19 protein-coding genes and 1 tRNA gene are annotated in these 17,229 nt (G+C 69.9%); 9 read left to right on the forward strand and 11 right to left on the reverse strand.

What is annotated here, in order from left to right; translation table 11 throughout:
- Positions 1-15: 15 nt before the first annotated feature.
- Together B7K21_RS00645 and B7K21_RS00650 are read right to left on the reverse strand one after the other, a co-directional pair.
- Positions 16-618, reverse strand: a complete 603-nt coding sequence (locus B7K21_RS00645) for a nucleoside deaminase (protein ID WP_084073011.1) — start codon at positions 616-618, stop codon at positions 16-18.
- A 14-nt stretch (positions 619-632) separates the two neighbouring features.
- The gene (locus B7K21_RS00650; RefSeq protein ID WP_234989121.1) at positions 633-1,259 is read right to left on the reverse strand and encodes a pyroglutamyl-peptidase I; all 627 of its coding nucleotides are present in this window, start codon (positions 1,257-1,259) and stop codon (positions 633-635) included.
- Positions 1,260-1,355: 96 nt separating this feature from the next.
- Between B7K21_RS00650 and B7K21_RS00655 the strand changes: the two genes are divergently transcribed.
- From B7K21_RS00655 to dinB, 4 genes are all read left to right on the forward strand, one after another.
- Positions 1,356-2,525: a diguanylate cyclase gene (locus tag B7K21_RS00655; protein ID WP_084073012.1), complete on the forward strand. Its 1,170-nt coding sequence runs from the start codon at positions 1,356-1,358 to the stop codon at positions 2,523-2,525.
- Between the two features lie 71 nt (positions 2,526-2,596).
- Positions 2,597-3,784 carry a diguanylate cyclase gene (locus B7K21_RS00660; RefSeq protein ID WP_084073013.1) on the forward strand — a complete coding sequence of 396 codons (1,188 nt, stop codon included), beginning with the start codon at positions 2,597-2,599 and terminating at the stop codon, positions 3,782-3,784.
- Between the two features lie 80 nt (positions 3,785-3,864).
- Positions 3,865-3,938, forward strand: a tRNA-Pro gene (locus B7K21_RS00665).
- 374 nt (positions 3,939-4,312) lie between these two features.
- A complete protein-coding gene (dinB, locus tag B7K21_RS00670) occupies positions 4,313-5,521 on the forward strand; it encodes a DNA polymerase IV (protein WP_084073014.1) in 1,209 nt (402 codons plus the stop codon).
- Between the two features lie 158 nt (positions 5,522-5,679).
- On the opposite strand, the gene B7K21_RS00675 is transcribed toward dinB, so the two are convergent.
- Entirely contained in the window at positions 5,680-6,792 is a 1,113-nt protein-coding gene (locus B7K21_RS00675) for a class I SAM-dependent methyltransferase (RefSeq protein WP_084073015.1), read from the reverse strand.
- A gap of 71 nt (positions 6,793-6,863) precedes the next feature.
- Between B7K21_RS00675 and B7K21_RS00680 the strand changes: the two genes are divergently transcribed.
- A complete protein-coding gene (locus tag B7K21_RS00680; protein WP_304441274.1) occupies positions 6,864-7,094 on the forward strand; it encodes a hypothetical protein in 231 nt (76 codons plus the stop codon).
- Between the two features lie 9 nt (positions 7,095-7,103).
- Here the strand turns inward: B7K21_RS00680 and B7K21_RS00685 are convergent, their stop codons facing one another.
- Positions 7,104-8,057: a hypothetical protein gene (locus B7K21_RS00685; protein ID WP_144016001.1), complete on the reverse strand. Its 954-nt coding sequence runs from the start codon at positions 8,055-8,057 to the stop codon at positions 7,104-7,106.
- A 205-nt stretch (positions 8,058-8,262) separates the two neighbouring features.
- Between B7K21_RS00685 and B7K21_RS12520 the strand changes: the two genes are divergently transcribed.
- On the forward strand, positions 8,263-8,424 hold the full coding sequence (locus tag B7K21_RS12520) for a hypothetical protein (protein WP_159448365.1): 162 nt from the start codon (positions 8,263-8,265) through the stop codon (positions 8,422-8,424).
- Between the two features lie 22 nt (positions 8,425-8,446).
- Here the strand turns inward: B7K21_RS12520 and B7K21_RS00690 are convergent, their stop codons facing one another.
- On the reverse strand, positions 8,447-10,006 hold the full coding sequence (locus tag B7K21_RS00690; RefSeq protein ID WP_084073017.1) for an SDR family oxidoreductase: 1,560 nt from the start codon (positions 10,004-10,006) through the stop codon (positions 8,447-8,449).
- Positions 10,007-10,153: 147 nt separating this feature from the next.
- Between B7K21_RS00690 and B7K21_RS00695 the strand changes: the two genes are divergently transcribed.
- On the forward strand, positions 10,154-10,624 hold the full coding sequence (locus tag B7K21_RS00695; protein ID WP_084073018.1) for a GNAT family N-acetyltransferase: 471 nt from the start codon (positions 10,154-10,156) through the stop codon (positions 10,622-10,624).
- Here the strand turns inward: B7K21_RS00695 and B7K21_RS00700 are convergent.
- Positions 10,621-11,115 (reverse strand): hypothetical protein, encoded by a 495-nt coding sequence (locus tag B7K21_RS00700; protein WP_144016002.1) that lies wholly within the window; start codon positions 11,113-11,115, stop codon positions 10,621-10,623. The genes B7K21_RS00695 and B7K21_RS00700 overlap by 4 nt on opposite strands.
- Before the next feature lie 95 nt (positions 11,116-11,210).
- Between B7K21_RS00700 and B7K21_RS00705 the strand changes: the two genes are divergently transcribed.
- Together B7K21_RS00705 and B7K21_RS00710 are read left to right on the forward strand one after the other, a co-directional pair.
- Positions 11,211-11,555 (forward strand): DUF2200 domain-containing protein, encoded by a 345-nt coding sequence (locus B7K21_RS00705; protein WP_084073020.1) that lies wholly within the window; start codon positions 11,211-11,213, stop codon positions 11,553-11,555.
- A 28-nt stretch (positions 11,556-11,583) separates the two neighbouring features.
- Positions 11,584-11,976 carry a ribonuclease E inhibitor RraB gene (locus tag B7K21_RS00710; RefSeq protein ID WP_084073021.1) on the forward strand — a complete coding sequence of 131 codons (393 nt, stop codon included), beginning with the start codon at positions 11,584-11,586 and terminating at the stop codon, positions 11,974-11,976.
- A 7-nt stretch (positions 11,977-11,983) separates the two neighbouring features.
- On the opposite strand, the gene B7K21_RS00715 is transcribed toward B7K21_RS00710, so the two are convergent.
- From B7K21_RS00715 to B7K21_RS00735, 5 genes are all read right to left on the reverse strand, one after another.
- A complete protein-coding gene (locus B7K21_RS00715; protein WP_084073022.1) occupies positions 11,984-13,627 on the reverse strand; it encodes an NAD(P)-binding protein in 1,644 nt (547 codons plus the stop codon).
- Positions 13,624-14,619: a thiamine pyrophosphate-dependent enzyme gene (locus tag B7K21_RS00720; protein WP_084073023.1), complete on the reverse strand. Its 996-nt coding sequence runs from the start codon at positions 14,617-14,619 to the stop codon at positions 13,624-13,626. Before B7K21_RS00720 ends, B7K21_RS00715 begins: the two co-directional genes overlap by 4 nt.
- Positions 14,616-15,845 carry a pyruvate ferredoxin oxidoreductase gene (locus B7K21_RS00725; protein ID WP_084073024.1) on the reverse strand — a complete coding sequence of 410 codons (1,230 nt, stop codon included), beginning with the start codon at positions 15,843-15,845 and terminating at the stop codon, positions 14,616-14,618. Before B7K21_RS00725 ends, B7K21_RS00720 begins: the two co-directional genes overlap by 4 nt.
- On the reverse strand, positions 15,838-16,470 hold the full coding sequence (locus B7K21_RS00730; RefSeq protein WP_084073025.1) for a 2-oxoacid:acceptor oxidoreductase family protein: 633 nt from the start codon (positions 16,468-16,470) through the stop codon (positions 15,838-15,840). The genes B7K21_RS00725 and B7K21_RS00730 overlap by 8 nt, the downstream gene beginning before the upstream one ends.
- A gap of 144 nt (positions 16,471-16,614) precedes the next feature.
- A complete protein-coding gene (locus B7K21_RS00735) occupies positions 16,615-17,046 on the reverse strand; it encodes an NUDIX domain-containing protein (protein ID WP_084073026.1) in 432 nt (143 codons plus the stop codon).
- Positions 17,047-17,229: the final 183 nt, after the last annotated feature.

A 17,229-nucleotide genomic window follows, 5' to 3' on the forward strand; every position in this document is an offset into this window, starting at 1 on the left:
GCCCGACGCGAGGGCTCAGTCGCTCTCGATGGCTCCCTGGCCGCGCGCGTTGTAGACGGTCGCCGTCGAGGCGCCGTACGCCTCGTAGACCGCGAGGGCCTGCTCGCGGCACACGTCCTGCACCACCTCGATGCCGCGTGCCTCGAACTGCGAAGCCCAGTCGGCGACCATGGGTCCCTCGTCGAAGCGCGTGAGGCGCTCGAGCTCGGGTCCGTCGCCCGCGACCACCAGGTGCTTCACCCCGGACCACATAGTCGCGCCGTAGCACTGGACGCACGGGCGCCAGTTGACGACGAGCGCAAGATCGCGCTCGGCCCCGAGATCCCACGTGCCGAGGCTTGCCTGTGCGAGCCCGAGCGCCATCACCTCGGCGTGGCCCGAGCTAATGCCCGTGCCGAGCACGACGTTCACGCCGACCGAGATGAGCTCGCCCGTCGCCTGATCCACGACGATCGCCGCGAACGGACCGCCGCCGCCCTCGCGCCAGTTGCGGTCGGCGAGCGAGTTGACGAGCGTCATCTGCGCCTCGTGCCCGGGAAGCGCCTGGGGCAGCGAGGCGAGCTCGTCGGAAAGCCAGGCAGGCAGCTCGAGGGTGAACGAGGTGGCGAACTGCGGCATGGGGACTCCGAATCTCAGGTGGTGGGCAGGGGAGGGTGGAGATGGTCGACGACAACTTTCAGGCACAGGGTCAGGCCCGCGGCCGTCCGCTGCACGGGCAACGTGGGCACCGAGGGCGCCAACAGCATCTCGGAACTGGCAGGCACGTGGATGAAGCCGACTGCGGGGACGTCCCGCGCGATCCGCACCAACGACTCGTACATGACGTGATTGCACACGTAGGCACCCGCACTGAGCGAGAGCGAGGCGGGCAGCCCGGCGGCGGTCACCGCCTCGACCATGGCGCGCACCGGCAGCGTCGAGAACGCAGCGGCGGGGCCCTCGACGTCGATCGGCTCGTCGACCGGGCGGGCGCCGGCGTTGTCGGCGATGGTCGCGTCGGCGAGGTTGATCGCGATGCGCTCCGGTGTGATCGCCGCGCGCCCCTCAGCCACCCCGACGGCGACCACGGCGTCGGGGGTATGCCGCCGCACGAGCGATGCCAGCGCGTCGGCCGCGCCGCCGAACTCCACGGGCAGCCGCGCCGTCACCAGCTCCGCGGCCCCCGACCACGTCTCGCCGACGATCTTCACGGCGTCCCACGAAGGATTGCAGGGCGCGCCCGCGAACGGTTCGAATCCGGTCAGCAGGATGCGCGTCACCGGGCCAGCGTAGCCCGATGGCACCGGGACGCCGTGCATGTGGCGGTCGCCACACGAGCGTCGGCGTTCCGGGGTGGGCGGAGGTAATCTCCTGGGATGCTCGACATCGTCACCGCGCGCGTGGTGCTCGCGATCGTCGCGCTGTGCGTGCTCGTGCTGTTCTTCTTCGGCCCTTTCCGCGCGACGCGGTCACGCTTCACACTGTGGTGGTGCCTCGCGCTCGTGGCGGCGTTCCTGAGCACCGCCGCGTTCCTGTTCAACGGCACGCCGCTGCAGGTCGTGATGAACCCCCTGGGAAGCGTGCTCGCTGTTGTCGGAACCACATGGATGTGGGCCTCTGCGAGGGCCGTCGCCGGTCGCCCTCGGCCGCGGTGGGTCGGACTGGGAGCTGCCCTCGTGGTCGCCGCTGCAGCTGCGATCGACTCTCCCGCGAACAACGTCTGGGCAGGGGGCGCGGTCATGCTCGCCGGGATGGCCGCAGGGATGCTGGCGGGCTCGTGGGAACTCGTGAGGATCGCAACCCCGGGAATCGCGAGCGAACGGGCACGTCCGGGGCGGGGCGAACGCGTCGCAGTGGTGTCGCTCGCGATCGCCTCGGCCGTGCTGGGGCTGTTCTATCTGGTGCGCATGGTGGCGTTCCTGGTCGGCGGCCCTGCGGCAGTCTCTGGCGCGGTGATCCTGGGGTCTGCGACGACGAGCGTGCTGCTCACGCTGGTACTTGTGGTTGCCACCTACAGCGTGGGCGAGCTGAGCCACTTCGAACTCACTCGCGACCTGCGCATGCGCGCCGCGCACGACGACTTGACTGGGCTGCTCGGCCGCAGCGAGTTCCTCGTGCGCGCCGCTGAGCACCGCCGGGCGAACCGAGGCGACGGTGCCGTCGCCATCGTGGCGGACCTGGACCACTTCAAGGAGCTCAATGACGAGCACGGCCACGCTGCCGGTGACCGCGCGCTGCTCGCCTTCGGCTCCGCATGCCGAAGCGTGATGGCCGGTCGAGGCATTGCGGGCCGCATCGGAGGCGAAGAGTTCGCGATCCTCCTCGCCGGTCGCAGCACGCGTGATGCCGTCGAGGTGACGGAGGCGATCAGTGCGCAGTACGTCGCGGCCGCCAGGGGAGTGACAGGAGGGCCAGCCCCGACGGTGAGCTACGGGATCGCTGTCGTTCCGCCCGGCGAACCGCTCGATCGCGTGCTCGCGCGCGCCGACGCCGCGCTCTATCGCGCGAAGCGCGAAGGCCGGGACCGGGCCGTCGTCGACGACTGAACCGCGCGACGCGCGGTGGCGTGGAACACACTCGCGTGCCGGGAAGGTGAGACTCCTTCTAGGCTCAGACCATGCTGGACATCGAGACGCTGCGCGCGGTGCAGGCGGTGGTCGCCGCCTGCACGTTCGTACTCGTGCTCGGCGGGACCTATCGCACGACGCGTGCGCCCTACGCACTGTGGTGGAGCGGGGCCGTGCTCGGCTCGAGCCTCGGCACCGGGCTGTACCTCGTCGACGAGCTCGTCGGTGCTCCGTGGGCCGTGCCAGTGGGCCACGGCGTCGCAGTCGCGAGCGCGGGTCTGATCTGGGGCGCGACCCGTGCACTGCGCGGCCGAGGCACCCCCTGGTGGGCGCTCCTCGGAGTCGGCGCGGGCGTCTCGACGCTCGCCGCGACGGACACACCGCCGGAGGGCGTCGCCGCCGGCACGCTGTGGCTGCTGTGCGGGATGCTCCTGTTCGTGACCCTCGCCGCTTGGGACCTGTGGCGGCTCTCGCGCCATCCGAGGCTCCGAGGTCGCGAGACGCTCGAGTCCGCCCGCTCGGCCGTGACTTCCGTGGGCATCGGCGCGACCGTCGTGGCGGTGTTCTACGCGGTGCGCATCGGCGTCTACCTCGGTCCGGGACCCACCTCGGACTTCTACCTGACGTGGACCGGGCCGATGGCGACCACATTGCTGATCACCCTCATGCTCGTCGTCGTCACCTACTCGGTGACCGAGCTGAGCCACCTCGAAGTCTCGAGCGAATGGCGCCAGCGCGCCACCCACGACGACCTCACAGGGCTGCTCACACGCGCCGAGTTCCTCACACGTGCGGAGCAGCGCATCGACGAGGGCATCGAGCGACGCGAGCGCTCCGTCATCGTCATGGCTGACTTCGATCACTTCAAGAACGTCAACGACACGTACGGGCACGCGGCCGGCGACCGCGTGCTCCAGGCGTTCGGCGAAGCCTGCCGCGAGGTGATGCGGCGCGAAGACCTTGCGGGACGCATCGGGGGAGAGGAGTTCGCCATGCTCATCACCCAGGCGGACCCCGAGAGCGCGCTCCTGGTCACCCAACGACTCGGCGCGGCCTTCGAGGCGCTGCAGCGGAGTGACGGCCACGACGCACCCACGGTCTCGTACGGCATCGCCGTCGTCGACCCGCGGCGCGCGCTCGCCGCGAGCATGTCGCGCGCCGACGCCGCGCTCTACCGCGCGAAGCGCGAAGGGCGCGACCGCGCGGCCATCGACGCCGACGAGAGGCCCGCGCACTGACGGCTTCAGTACGCCCGCAGAACTCGGGCGCGGCGGTGACAAAGCACCCCTCGGCATCCGATAGGATTGTCAGGCTGTCACGGGCTGTGGCGCAGTTTGGTAGCGCACTTGACTGGGGGTCAAGGGGTCGCAGGTTCAAATCCTGTCAGCCCGACGTTTGGAAGGGCCGTTCTTTCTGGTAGATACCGAAAAGGACGGCCCTTTCGTCGTCTCTGCTGCCCCCATTTGGTCATTGCTCTGGGCACTTGCTGGACGGGTGTTGGGGTGAACTGGACTGTGTTCGGTTCCGAGATGGATGCCTGTCTCCCTGGGCGGCGACGCACGAGCCGGGGCTGACGCGCGTGCAGGCGTCAACGCACGCTGGGGTGGACCCCCATTCTCGGGCAGGGTACGCGTTGTGGCGATTGGGTAGCGCGTGGAGCGTGCGCATCGGTAGCTGTGATGCCGAGCGCGTGCCTCGCTGCGACGCTGATGTCCGGCCCGGGTGAGACCATTTCGGAAGGAGCGTGTGGCGGCAGGAGGTGACGGGTGGGTAGCGAAGCGACGGTGCTCCACGCAGATCTCGACGCGTTCTACGCCTCGGTCGAGCAGCGGGATGATCCTGCACTGCGGCGCCGGCCCGTGATCGTGGGTGGCGGCGTGGTGGTCGCCGCGAGCTACGAGGCGAAGGCTCGAGGGGTTCGCACCGCGATGGGGTTGCAGCGGGCGCGCGCTCTGTGCCCCGACGCAGTCATAGTCCCGCCTCGGATGGAGGCTTACGCCGCGGCCAGTCGTGCAGTCTTCGCGATCTTCCATGACACCACGCCCTACGTGGAGGGGATCTCGATCGACGAGGCGTTCCTTGAGGTCGGAGGACTGCGTCGCCTGGCGGGAGCGCCCGATCAGATCGCGATGCGGCTGCGGGAGCGTGTGCGTGCCGAGGCGGGCCTTCCGATCTCGGTCGGTGTCGCGAGAACCAAGTTCTTGGCGAAGATCGCGAGCGCGGTCAGCAAGCCTGACGGGCTGCTCGTGGTGGAGCCGGAACGCGAGGAGGAGTTCCTTCATCCGCTCCCGGTCGAACGTCTCTGGGGTGTTGGAGCGGTGACCGCGGAGAAGCTGCACGGTAGAGGCATCGACACCGTCGGGCAGTTGGCTGCGCTCGAAGCAGCGACCGCTGAGCGGTGGCTTGGCAGGGCAGTGGGTGCACAGGTGCATGCGTTGGCCCGGCTCCGGGACCCGCGACCCGTGGAGACGACCAAGCGCCATGGATCCATCGGCTCGCAGCGGGCGCTCGGCAACCGGTCCTACTCTTTCGGTGAGCTCGGGCTGATCCTCATCCAGATCGTCGACGGGCTCGCGAAGCGCCTGCGCGATCGCGGATCGTCGTGCAGCACCGTCGTCCTGAGGCTCCGCTACGGCGACTTCATCAAGGCGACTCGCTCGCACACCTTCGCCGCGCCCACCGATCACACCGAGGTCCTTCTCACGGCGGTCCAGCGTCTGCTCGCTGCTGAGGAGCACGACATCGCCGACCGCGGCATCACCCTCATCGGTGTCTCCCTCTCGCGGCTGAGTCGCGCCGGTGCCGTTCAGGATGAGCTCCCCCTCGACTGGAACGATCGGCCGCGCGTCGACGGCAAGCTTGATGTCGTGCTCGACGCGGTACGAGATCGGTTCGGCTCTGACGCTGTCACCCGCGCCGCGCTCTTGGGCCGCGATCCCGGGCTATCGGCGCCACGGCTGCCAGAACACGAGTAGCAGGGCGTGTCGCCTCACGGGGGTGTAGCCGACGCGCGTTCGGTTCAGCGCGGCGTGGCACGCGAGCCGGTGACGACAGACTCGCGGAGCTTCCCCGCACACTCACGGGCGGAACGAGACCCAGGACGGATCAGACCTAGCAGCCAGGCCGGCGTTCCTTACCGTCGCGTTGACACCGTGACCGTGAACTTGGCGTTGCGCGCGACCTGCTCGGTGGGGCCGATGGTGCGTGCGAGCAGCGGCCGGTACTTCAGCCCGGAGTTCCACACGCACCACAGCTGACCGCCGGGGCGCAGCACTCTCGCGACGTCGGCGAACATGCGAGGCGCGATGAGCTCTGTCACGGCAGCGGCAGAGTGAAAGGGCGGGTTCAGCGCGACGAGCGACGCGCTGCTGGAAGGCCTGGTGCTCAGCATGTCGTCGCGAGCGACCTCGACACGGTTCTCGACGCCGTTGGCGAGCATCGTCGCCCGCGCGGACGCGACGGCGACGGACGACTGATCGCATGCGTACACATGGGCATCGGGACGTTGCGTCGCCATCCACGCGCCGACGATGCCCGTGCCGCAGGCCAGGTCGATGTACGGATCCTCGGGCGTCCCACCGATCGGCGGGACGGGCAGGCTGTCCAAGAGCAGGCGCGTGCCGATGTCGAGCCGCGCGCCTGCGAAGGCCCCGCCGTAGGCCCGCACTTCGAGCCCCTCGACCCGTGCGGCCGCAGGAGCGGGATCAGGACCATCGCGAGGCGCGCGGGCGAGGAGAACCCGTGACTTCTGGCGGGCATGGCTGATGTCCAGCTGCGCGAAGTGCTCGCTCAGTACCGCGTTCATCGACACCGACATGTGCTTGAGGCGACCGCCAGCGACGACGACCACATGAGGGTCGGCGTGCGCGGCGATCAGGCCGGCGATGTCGCGCAACGCGTCGAGAGAGCGGGGGAGCCGGAGCAGGACGATCCGCGCCCCATTCACGAGCTCCGCGTCGAGAGCGAGCGCACGATACCGGCCGGTCAGGCCCACGCGGGAGGCGTTGGCCTCGAGCGCACGCTCGCCCGTGAGCGCGTCCACATGCGTGCGAATTCCGCTCGCACCTGCATGTGCCGCGCCGAGGGTGAGTGCGCCGTAGGCGTCGTTGATCACGACGATGTCGCCCGGCTCTGCGGAGGCACGCCGTTCCGCGGACTCGTCCAGGATCAACCGGTCGGCCGCGTCGACAGCGACGAGTCCGTGAGCCTCCACGTCGGGCCACCGCCGCAGCTCATCGAAGATCACGGGGAGAGCCTAGCCGCGAGTGCGACGTCGGTCCCTACGGTGCGCCCTCGCCGCTCTGAGAGGATGAGGCCATGCCCGAACCGAGCGAGATGCAGCGCCGAGTCCGCCTGCCTGCACCGGGCGCGCGCGTCGTGGTGCGCTACCTGATCCCTTCGGGACAGGCGACGGACGCCCTCGGCGAGTTACTCAGCGCGGACGCCCAGACCGTGGTCGTAGACGGCGTGCGTGGCATCGAACGGATTGCCGTGAGCACGATCGTCGCCGCGAAGGAAGTGCCTCCGCGCGTTCCGCGCCGTGCGTGAGGCCTGGCGTCACACTGCGGTGAGGATGGACTCGCGTCGTGCGTGCAGCGTGGCGATGCGATCCGACGCGTCGTTCGCCTGGGTCGTGAGTTCACCGGCGAGGTCATCGAGCAGCTGACTGAGGTCCTTGGCCTTCGCCTGGGCTTGAGAGATGCGGTCCCTCACCATCCAGTCGCTCAGGATGTTGTCGAAGAGCACGTCGAAGACCGCCAGCATGTCGGATATCTCGACGCCTTCGAGAGCCGCGATCCCGACGTCGGTGAGCTCGACGGAAAGCCTCTCGAGCGCCCGGTTCACCCGCACGAACGCGTCGGTCGCCTCATCGATCCTCGAGTGCTTGACCATGTCGGCCACAAGGCCACCGCCGAAGAATGTGTCGTACGTCGACCAGCCGCCAGCGCTATCCAACTTCGACAGTGCCTCGTCCAGCGCCGATCGCGCAGCGCGCAGCGCCTCGACCGCTTCCGCAATCTCACGACGACGCGCCTCGGCCACGCCGAGTTCGACGGCCAGCTGGGACAGCGCCGCTGCGGCGGCGCCCGCGGACGCGTGCACGGCGGCCTCGTGGGCCGACAGCGCATCCCTGTAGGCATCGTCCGATCCCCGAAGGGCGTCGTGCTCACGTCGCACGCGCGCGTCCTCGGCGAGCGCGCTCTTGAGCCGGGCCTGCGCGGCGGTGACGGCAAGCAGAGCGGCGTCCGCCTCGGCACGCTCGAGGGCCAGGCGCTCTGTCGCATCGCCGCGGAGGGTCGCCCAGACTTTCGTGAGCGACGTCTGCTCAAGCCTGCGGACGTCGGCCTGCTCCGCGTCCAGTGCGCTCTCGAGCGGCTTGAGCTCCTGCCGCCGTGTCTCCACCAGCGCGCGCGTGGTCTTGAGCTGCACAGCCAACTGTCTCTGGCGCTCTCGACTCGCCGCGGCGGCACGAACGGATTCGGCGGTCGCTGCGAGGTCGGGTTCAGTCACTCGCTCACTGTGCCACACGCCTCCCCGCAGGCGACGCGGCTTCGCTCGTGTGTCAGCGCCGGAGGGGGAGCCTCATGACTGAGAACGGGTCCACGCGCGCCCGGGCCCGGCACGAAGTGGCGGGAGCCAGCGTCGGGCTTGTGCTGGTCGCGCTGTCGTTGACGCCATCGTTGCTGCCCCGCGCGTCGTGGGGACAGGGCCCCGTGTGGGGACTCGCGTTCGCGAGGGGTACGGCGTCGGCGTGCTGACGTGGCTCGCGGAAGGGCTTCACCACGTCGCAGGCGACGCGGACCTCTGTGACGACACGTTCGCCCGCATCCGCTCCGTGATCAAGGAGCACGACACGTTCTCGCCGGTCACGAACTGACGCGCGAGGCAGCGTCCGGTTGTCATGGCCGCGCAGTTCCCTCCGCCTCCGCCACGATGCGGTTGACCATGCCGCTGAAGATGAGGCCGTGGAAGGGGAGCATCGACAGCCAGTAGAGGCGCCCGGTGAGGCCGCGGGGAAAGAACACTGCGCGCTGCCAGTACTCGCTGCCTTCGTCGGTGGTCCGCACCCCCAGCTCGAGCCACGCGCTGCCGGGGACACGCATCTCCGCGCGCAGCCTCAGGAGCCGGCCTGGCTCGAGGTGCTCTACGCGCCACACGTCGATCGCGTCTCCCTCAGCCAGGCGAGCCATCGATCGGCGGCCCCGTCTCAGGCCGACGCCGCCGGTGAGGCGATCGAGAGCCCCTCGGGTGGCCCAGAGCACCGACGCGGAGTACCAGCCGGTCGCGCCGCCGATCTGCTCGATGACCTCCCAGACGGCGTGCGGTGCCGCGGAGGTGGACCTGCGTCGGGCGTCCTGAAACACGGTGCGCCCTGCCCACTCGGGGTCGCTAGGCATGGGATCGCTGGGGGCGTGCGGCACGCGAGCATCGACCCAGCTCGTCTCGATGTCGTCGATCTCCTCCCGGGCAAGCGCGAGCCGAAGCGCGTCGTCGTAGCCAGTGAGCCCGTCGGGCGGTTCGGAGATGAGGTCCGCGATGGAATCGTCGCGCTTGACGCATGAGTGCAGCAGGGACTCGACGAGGGGACGTGCAATCTGGCGCGGCACTGGCGTGACGAGTCCGACCCAGTGCGAGGCGAGGCTCGGAGTCAGGACTGGCAGCGCCGTGATCCCACGCTTGGGGAGCCCGGCGACCGCCGCGTAGCCGTTCATCATCTCCGAATAGCGCATCACATCGGGCCCGCCGATGTCGTACGTGCCGTTCACGTCTGCCTCGAGCCGAGCGGCCGCCAGCAGATAGTGCATGACGTCCCTGACTGCGATCGGCTGGATGCGGTTGCGGACCCACCGTGGCGCGGGCATGTACGGCAGCACCTCAGTCAGATGCCTGATCATCTCGAAGGACGCTGAGCCTGAGCCGATGACGACGCCGGCCTGCAGCACCAGCGTCGGAGTGGCGGAGGCGAGCAGGATGTCCCCGACCTCTTGCCGGGATGCGAGGTGAGGTGAGAGCTCGACTCCGTCCGGGTGGAGCCCGCTGAGGTAGACGATGCGTGCGACGCGCTGGGCCGCGGCTGCCGTCGCCACGTTGAGCGCGATCGCACGATCGAGCCTGCCGTAGTCGCGGCCGCTGTGCATGGAATGAATCAGGTAGTAGACCAGGTCTACGTCGTGCATCGCCGACGCGACGGAATCCCGATCTGTCGCGTCGCCCACCACGATCTCGACGTCGCGAGCCCACGGCAGCGCGTCGATGCGCTCGCGCGAGCGGACCAGTGCGCGCACCCTGTAGCCGCCGGCGAGGAGACGGGGCACCAGGCGCCCGCCGAGGTAGCCCGTAGCTCCCAGCACCAGCACCAGCGGCGCGGCACCATCATCGCGCGGCCGCGCGCGAAGGTACGGCTCCGAGCCAACGGGGCTGCTCAGATCTGCGGCGTCGTCCGGCGCGGGTGTGGCCATGGGAACCGCCTCTCGTCACGTGCAGGCCGCAGCGCCTGCCTGTGAGGGAAACCGACCCAGCCGGATCCGCTATTCCCGCGGACGCGTGCGGCACACTGGAGCTCGGCGTGACGCTGTCGCGCGCTCACGGTCTCGAGGAGAGCACGGATGTCTGAAGCATGGCTGCCGGACCGCTTCGTCCATCCGGCGCGCGCGCAGATCACCGAGGCGATCCACGCGCGCCCGATCCGAGGCGATGACGTGGCGATCGATATGCCTGCCGTCATGGGCAACAGGGACATGCTGTGGCGGATGTACGGCGAAGCGTGGGGCTGGCCTCCCGCCTCGATGACTGCCGAGCAGGACCGCGAGGACCTCGAGCGGCACGCGCGGGAGATCGAGGCGCACGAGTCCTTCAACTATGCAGTCCTCACGCGGGACGAGGACCGCCTGCTCGGCTGCATCTATCTCGATCCGCTTCCGCCGGACGCGGCCGGTCCCGTCGCTGAGGTCTCGTGGTGGCTCGTCGCCGACGCCGACGCTGGCCTTCGGGAAGCTCTCGACGCCGTCGTCCCGGCGTGGCTCGCGCGCGACTGGCCGTTCGTGCGCGTCGAGACGCCGTTCCAGCCGGGCGGCTAGCCTCCGAGGATCTGCCCGATCGCCGCGAGCACGATCGCGTAGATCGCCACGACGCCCAGCACCGCGACCGCGCCCAGTGCCGCCGCGCCCGCGCCGAGGCCGCCGTTGGTCGCGAAACCGCGCCGGCCGGAGAGATAGCCGGCGATGCCCAGTGAGAACCCCGCGATGCCAAGGCCGACGATCAGCAGGAGGGGCACCGAGACACCGAGGAACCACGCCGCCACTCCCACCGCCGCGACGGCGGAGAGCACCATGGCGAGCGTGTTGCGGCCGTTGTGTGCGGTCGAGGTGCCAGCGCCGGGTCCGATGGAGCCGGGCGCCGACTGCGGCACGCCAGCCCATCCGGGACCCGATGCCCCAGCGCGGGGCGCGGGGGCCAGGGGTTCGGGAGTGCCCCAGCGGTCTTCGATCGGCTCGGCGGGGTCTTCCGGCATCCCCGCGGAGTCGTCGGGGTAGAACGTGCCATCATCGGCAGGCGGTGGGATGGTCATCGGGACTCCCAGCATCGGCGTTCGTCCCACCGTAGCGGCCCGCCCGCGCTCCGGGCCAGGGCCTCCCGCACACCACTCGCACTTATGCTCGGTCCATGCACAAGATCTTCGCCATGGCCGTCGCCGACGTGTACCCGCACTACGTCGCGAAGCTGGAGCGCAAGGGGCAACCGGTCGAGGACCTCGACGCCATGATCACCTGGCTCACCGGCTTCGACGCCGATCAGATCAAGGGCTACCTGGACGCGCGCACGTCTTTCCAGGACTTCTTCGCGCAGGCGAGCCTCAACCCCCGCGTCGACCAGATCAAGGGAGTGATCTGCGGTGTGCGGGTCGAGGAGATCGAGGATCCGCTCATGCAACAGATCCGCTACCTCGACAAGCTCGTGGACGAGCGGGCGCGCGGCAAGGCGCTCGACAAGGTCCTGCGCGGCTCGTGAAGCCCGCGGGGCGCACTACCGTGGCCCTATGGGCTTCTTGAGCAAGGCTTTCCGTCGCAGGTCACGCGTCGAACCGCATGGCCTGTGGTCGGACGACCAGGAGCAGCTTGACCGCTTCGCGGCGCGCGGAGCAGACATCACCGCGCCGCGCGAGATCGAGCTGTTCGTCTCGTTCAGTTCGGATGTGCGCGCCAACGCCGCAGCCGAGGATCTGCGGGCGAAGCGCATCCGGCATGAGCTCGTGGAACCCAGCCACGACATCCCCGAATGGATGCTCTTCGTGCGCAGCTACGGGCTGCCGGTCGTGCCGGATCACCTGCGCGACCTGATCGACCTGTGCGAAGACATCGCGGAACGCCACGGGGGAGAGTACGAGGGCTGGGCGGCACTCCTGACCGACGAGGAGAAGGCCGAGGACTGAGGCGCTCTCACCTCACCTCCGGGATCATGTCGATGGCCCCGCACGGGCATTCGGCGGCGCAGATGCCGCATCCCTTGCAGTAGTCGTAGTCGATCTCGTAGCGCATGCCCGGACCGAGCTTCCTGATCGCATCGTCCGGGCACATGCCGAAGCAGTTGTCGCATTCGAAGCACGAGCCGCACGACATGCACCTGCGCGCTTCGAACACCGCATGCTCCGCGTCGAGGCCCGCGAGGACCTCCTCGAAGCCAGTGACGCGTCGCGCCGCCTCGAGCTCGGCGCGGTGCTGCTGGGGCGCGTCGGAGTAGTACCAGGAGTTGAGGCGGTCTGCCGTGGCCTCGCGCACCACCGGCTCGGCGGGCAACACACGTGCATTGAGGTACGCATCCACGGCTCGGGCCGCGCGAGCACCCCGACCGATCGCGTACGTGGCCGTGCGCGAGCCGGGGGAGACATCGCCCGCCGCGAACACCCCCTCGCGGCCGGTCATCATCGAGTTGTCGTCGACCTGGACCACGCCATCGGACACCGTGATGTCGTGCTGCCCCTCCAACAGGGAGAGGTCCGCGTCCTGGCCCACTGCGAGCAGGACGGCATCGGCATCGAGCTCTTCGAACTCGCCGGTGCCGTGGGGGCGGCCATCGCCGTCGAGTTCCATCTTCTCGATCGTGATCGTGTGCGTGTCGACCCCGGAGATGGTCGAGAGCCACTGCACGCGGACCCCCTCGCCGATCGCGTCCTCGAGCTCCGTCGGGTGCGCTGGCATCTGCTCGCGCGTGCGCCGGTAAACGACCACGGCCTCCTGTGCCCCGAGTCGACGCGCGGTGCGGGCCGCGTCCATCGCAGTGTTCCCTCCGCCGTAGACCGCGACTCGCCGCCCGAGGAGCGGCGGGTGGCCTTCCGCGACGTCCCTGAGCACGTCGATCGCGTCGACGATCTTCGACGCCGCGCCCGCAGGGATGTCAACGTGGTGCGCCACGCCCGCGCCGACCGTGAGCACGACGGAATCGAACTCCGCCTGCGCCGCGCCCAGGTCGGTGACGCGGGTGCCGCATTCGATCACCACGCCGGTGCGCTCGATGCGCGCGATCTCCGCGGCCAGCACCTCTCGGGGAAGACGGTAGGCCGGGATGCCGTACCGCATCATGCCGCCCGGCTCCGCCGCGGCCTCCCTGACGACGACGTCGTGGCCCAGCAGCCGCAGATGGTAGGCGGTCGACAGGCCCGCGGGTCCCGAGCCGACCACCAGGACGCGGCGCCCCGTCGGAGCCCCGGGTTTGGGCAGGTCCCAACCCCGCTCGAGCGCGGTGTCGCCGAGGAAGCGCTCGACCGCGTTGATGCCGACCTCCTCGTCGACCTTGGCGCGATTGCACGCGTGCTGGCATGGGTGGTAGCAGATGCGGCCCATGACGGCGGGGAGGGGATTCGCGGCGACGATGCGTCGCCAGGCGGTCTCGAAGCCCGCCTCGCCCTCCTGCGTGGAGCCGAGCCAGCCGCGGATGTCCTCTCCCGAGGGGCACGCGAGCGCGCACGGGGGCGCGAGGTCCACATAGACAGGCCGCTCGGTGCGCCACGTGCCCGTGTGATACGCGAGCGAGGTCGCGGGGCCGGTCGAGAGGCCATGGGTCGCGGGTGCGTCGTGCGCGGTCATGGTGTGCCTCCCAGCAGGTCGTAGCGTCGGATGTTCGCCTGCGCCAGCTGCCGCCAACGGTCGAGCGCGTCTTCACCACCGGGCTTGAACAGGTGTGCGAAGCGCTGCTGGGGCCTCAGGTAGTCCTCGACCGGCGCGAGCTCCCGGATCCGCTGCACCTCGGTGAGTTCGCCCGCGCGCGCCTCGATGACCGCGAAGATGCCGGACTGGACGGCGGCGCGGGAGAGAGCGATCGACTCGGCCGACGACGCGCCCCAGCCCAGAGGACAGGGCACGAGCACGTGCAGGTAGCGCGCGCCGTGGATGGACATCGCCGTGCGTACCTTGGACTCGAGATCTCTGAGGTCGGCGACGGTCGCAGTGGCGACGTAGGGGATCTCGTGGGCCATCGCGATCTTGGGCATCGACTTGCCCTGCCCCACGGGCGCGCCGGGCTGGTGGCCGACGGCGGGGGTCGTCGCGGTCCGGGCCGACGCCGGGGTCGCCGACGAGCGCTGCACTCCGGTGTTCATGTACCCCTGGTTGTCGTAGCAGACGTACAGGACGTCGTCGTTGCGCTCGAACATGCCAGAGACCGCAGCGAGGCCGATATCGACCGTGCCGCCGTCACCGCCTTGCGCGAGCACCCTGACGTCGTCCTTGCCCTGCGCATGAAGTGACGACGCGATGCCGGTGGCCACCGCGGCGGCGTTCGCGAACACCGAGTGAATCCAGGGAGGCTTCCACGCGCTCTCGGGGTACAGGGTCGAGAACACCTCGAGGCACCCGGTGGCATTGGCGACGATCAGCTTCCCGTCCGCGGCGTCGACCGCGGTATCCATCACCCAGCGCGCGGCGAGTGCCTCCGCGCAGCCCTGGCACGCGCGGTGGCCCCTGGTCAGTGAGGAAGGGCGGTCGGCGTGGGACTGTACGGAGCGGTCGTCCTCGCGCAGGAGTCGACCGCCGACCGCGAGGGTGCCCGTCTGGAGGAACGGAATGTGGACGGTGCTCATCGGGCCACCTCCGTCGCACCCACGGGAGGCACCGGAACGCCCCCGGTCTTGAGGTCGAGGAACTCGAGGCGACCGAGCTGCCCCGCACGTTCGCGCGCGACGACATCGCGCAGCGAAGCCTCGAGGATCGGACGGCCTCCGAGCCCGGCCACCACCGAGTGGATGCGCGAGCGCGTGCCGGCGAGCGCCCTGCCGACGTTGCCTGTGAGGACGCCTCCCGCGCCCAGTTCGAGCGCGCGGTCGATGACGATCACGTCCCGGCACTCGCCAAGCGCCTCGCGCAGCGCGAGCTCGGGGAACGGCCGGAACGAGGAGATGCCTAACAGCCGCACGGAGACCCCCGCGGCACGGAGCGGCACGAGAGCCGCCTGAAGAGTGCCGAGCACGGAACCCATGGCGATCACCGTGACGTCAGTCGCGTCGCCAGGTGGCGCCAGGTTGTTGCGGTCGAGAGAGTCCGGGTCGTATCGGGCGACGAGACCGCCCGTCTGACGTCCGAAGCTCTCGCGAAAGGCGGTCGACCAGCGGTCGATGACCTCGGCTGCATCGAGGAAGCGCAAGTGCTGGAGGTACTTGGTCTCGGTGAAGGACTCGGGCCCCGCCATGGTCCCGATCGTCGTCGGGTTCTCGACATCGAGTACCTGCTGGGCCCGGAAGGGCGGGAGGAAACCGTCGATCTGCTCCGCGGTGGCCAGGTCGACGACGTCCGACGCATGAGTGAGCACGAACCCGTCCATGCACACCATCGCGGGGATCCCGAGCTCTTCCGCGACTGCGAACGCGATGATGTGCAGGTCAGCCGCCTCCTGGTTGTCGGCGGCGTAGAGCTGGAGCCAGCCGGCGTCGCGCATGGCGAGCGCGTCGGACTGGTCGTTCCAGATGTTGATCGGCGCGCCGATGGCGCGGTTGGCGACGGTCATCACGATGGGCAACCCCATGCCCGATGCGTTGAACACGGCCTCTGCCATGTACAGCAGGCCCTGGGAGGCAGTCGCGGTATAGGCGCGCGATCCTGCGGCGGAGGCGCCGATCGACACGGACATCGCGGAGAACTCGGATTCGACGTTGACGTACTCGCAGTCGGTGAGCTCGCCCGTGCGCGCCATGACCGACAGCGCCTCCACAATGTGGGTCTGCGGGGAGATGGGGTAGGCGCAGATCACGCCGGGACGGCACCGGGCGACGGTGCGAGCGACCGCCTGCGAGCCTTCGAGCACCTCACGCATGTGAGACCTCCGTCGATGTGGTGCCAGGGGCGCCGGATGGGAGGCCCGCACCGCCGCCGGTGGCTGCCCGCTCGGCCCGCACATACGCGTAGGCCTCGGCTGCGGCCGAGGCGTTGGCGTCGCCCACGCGCCCGGGGAAGCGCTCCCTGAAGACTGCCTGAACTGCCTCGAGCGTGATGTCGTCCGCGCAGGCGGCGTAGGCCGCGAGCATCGCTGCGGCGGGCTTGGGGCTTCCGAGGTGCGTCATGGTAATGCTGGTGGCGGGCACGGTGACGACGTGTGCGCCGATGTCGTCCACGGCGGCCTGCGCACGCACCGCAGGGGCGTCCGAGGTGGTGTTCACGATGACGAGGCCGCGGGGCGAAAGGCCTGCGAAGGGTGCGGCGGGGCCCAGGAGCGTCGGGTCCTGGACGAGCACCACGTCGGGTGCGAGCACGGGTTCGCGCGTGCGCAGGGGCGCATCATCGAAGCGGCAGTACGCGACGACAGGGGCTCCGGTGCGCTCGGATCCGAAGGAGGGGATGGCCTGGGCCTCGTGCCCGGCCAGGAAGCCTGCGCGGGCGAGCATCTCTGCCGCGGTGACGACTCCCTGGCCGCCGCGCCCATGGATTCTGACCTGTCGCATGCGCACGCCTCACGGACGGGACCGGCGGCGGTGCGGGCACTCGGCTCGCGTCGGGAACGTCGTCGGAGACGCCCACACCGCCACGCTATGCCCGGGGCGATGGCCGAACCGGGACCGAGGTCCTGGTTGTGGCTCTGCGCAGAGTCAGCGACTCTCGCCTGGGCCGTCCATGGCGAGGAGAGCAGGGATGACGTGGCCGGACAGCAGCGGTGCGAGGTCGGAATGCCCTTGTGCATCGCGCGGATCGACCCACCGGAGAGCCTCGATCTCGGCCGCCGCCACCGGATCACCAGTCAGCTGGTGGAGGAAGACCGTCGACTCGACCTCGTGACCTGCTTCATTGGCCGCTGGCGCACGGAAGCGTCCCAGCAGCGCGAGCTCGCCAGCGCGCAGCGTCAGGCCGAGCTCTTCGGCGCACTCACGGGTGGCCGTCGCCTCGGGACTCTCGCCACGCTCAGGCTTGCCGCCGGGCAGCATGAACCGCTCCGTGCCGCGCTTGCGCACGGTCAGCACGCGCCCGGTCGTGTCTCGCAGCACCACGCCACAGACGCGGATCGCGGGCTGACGGTCACTCATGTGAGCGAGCGTAGCGGGGGCTGCGCGGGGTGCCCAACGCGCGTCCCAGACCTGTTCCTCGCGCACGAGCGCCCGCAGAGTGCTAGGAACGTGCCATGGTGCGCAACCTGGTCAAGCTCGCGCTGGCGGCGACGATCGCCGTGCTCGCGATCGGGCTCGCCTTCGGGATGCCAGCAGAGGCGC

Source organism: Demequina sp. NBRC 110052 (genome assembly GCF_002090075.1).
Taxonomy (GTDB): Bacteria; Actinomycetota; Actinomycetes; order Actinomycetales; family Demequinaceae; genus Demequina.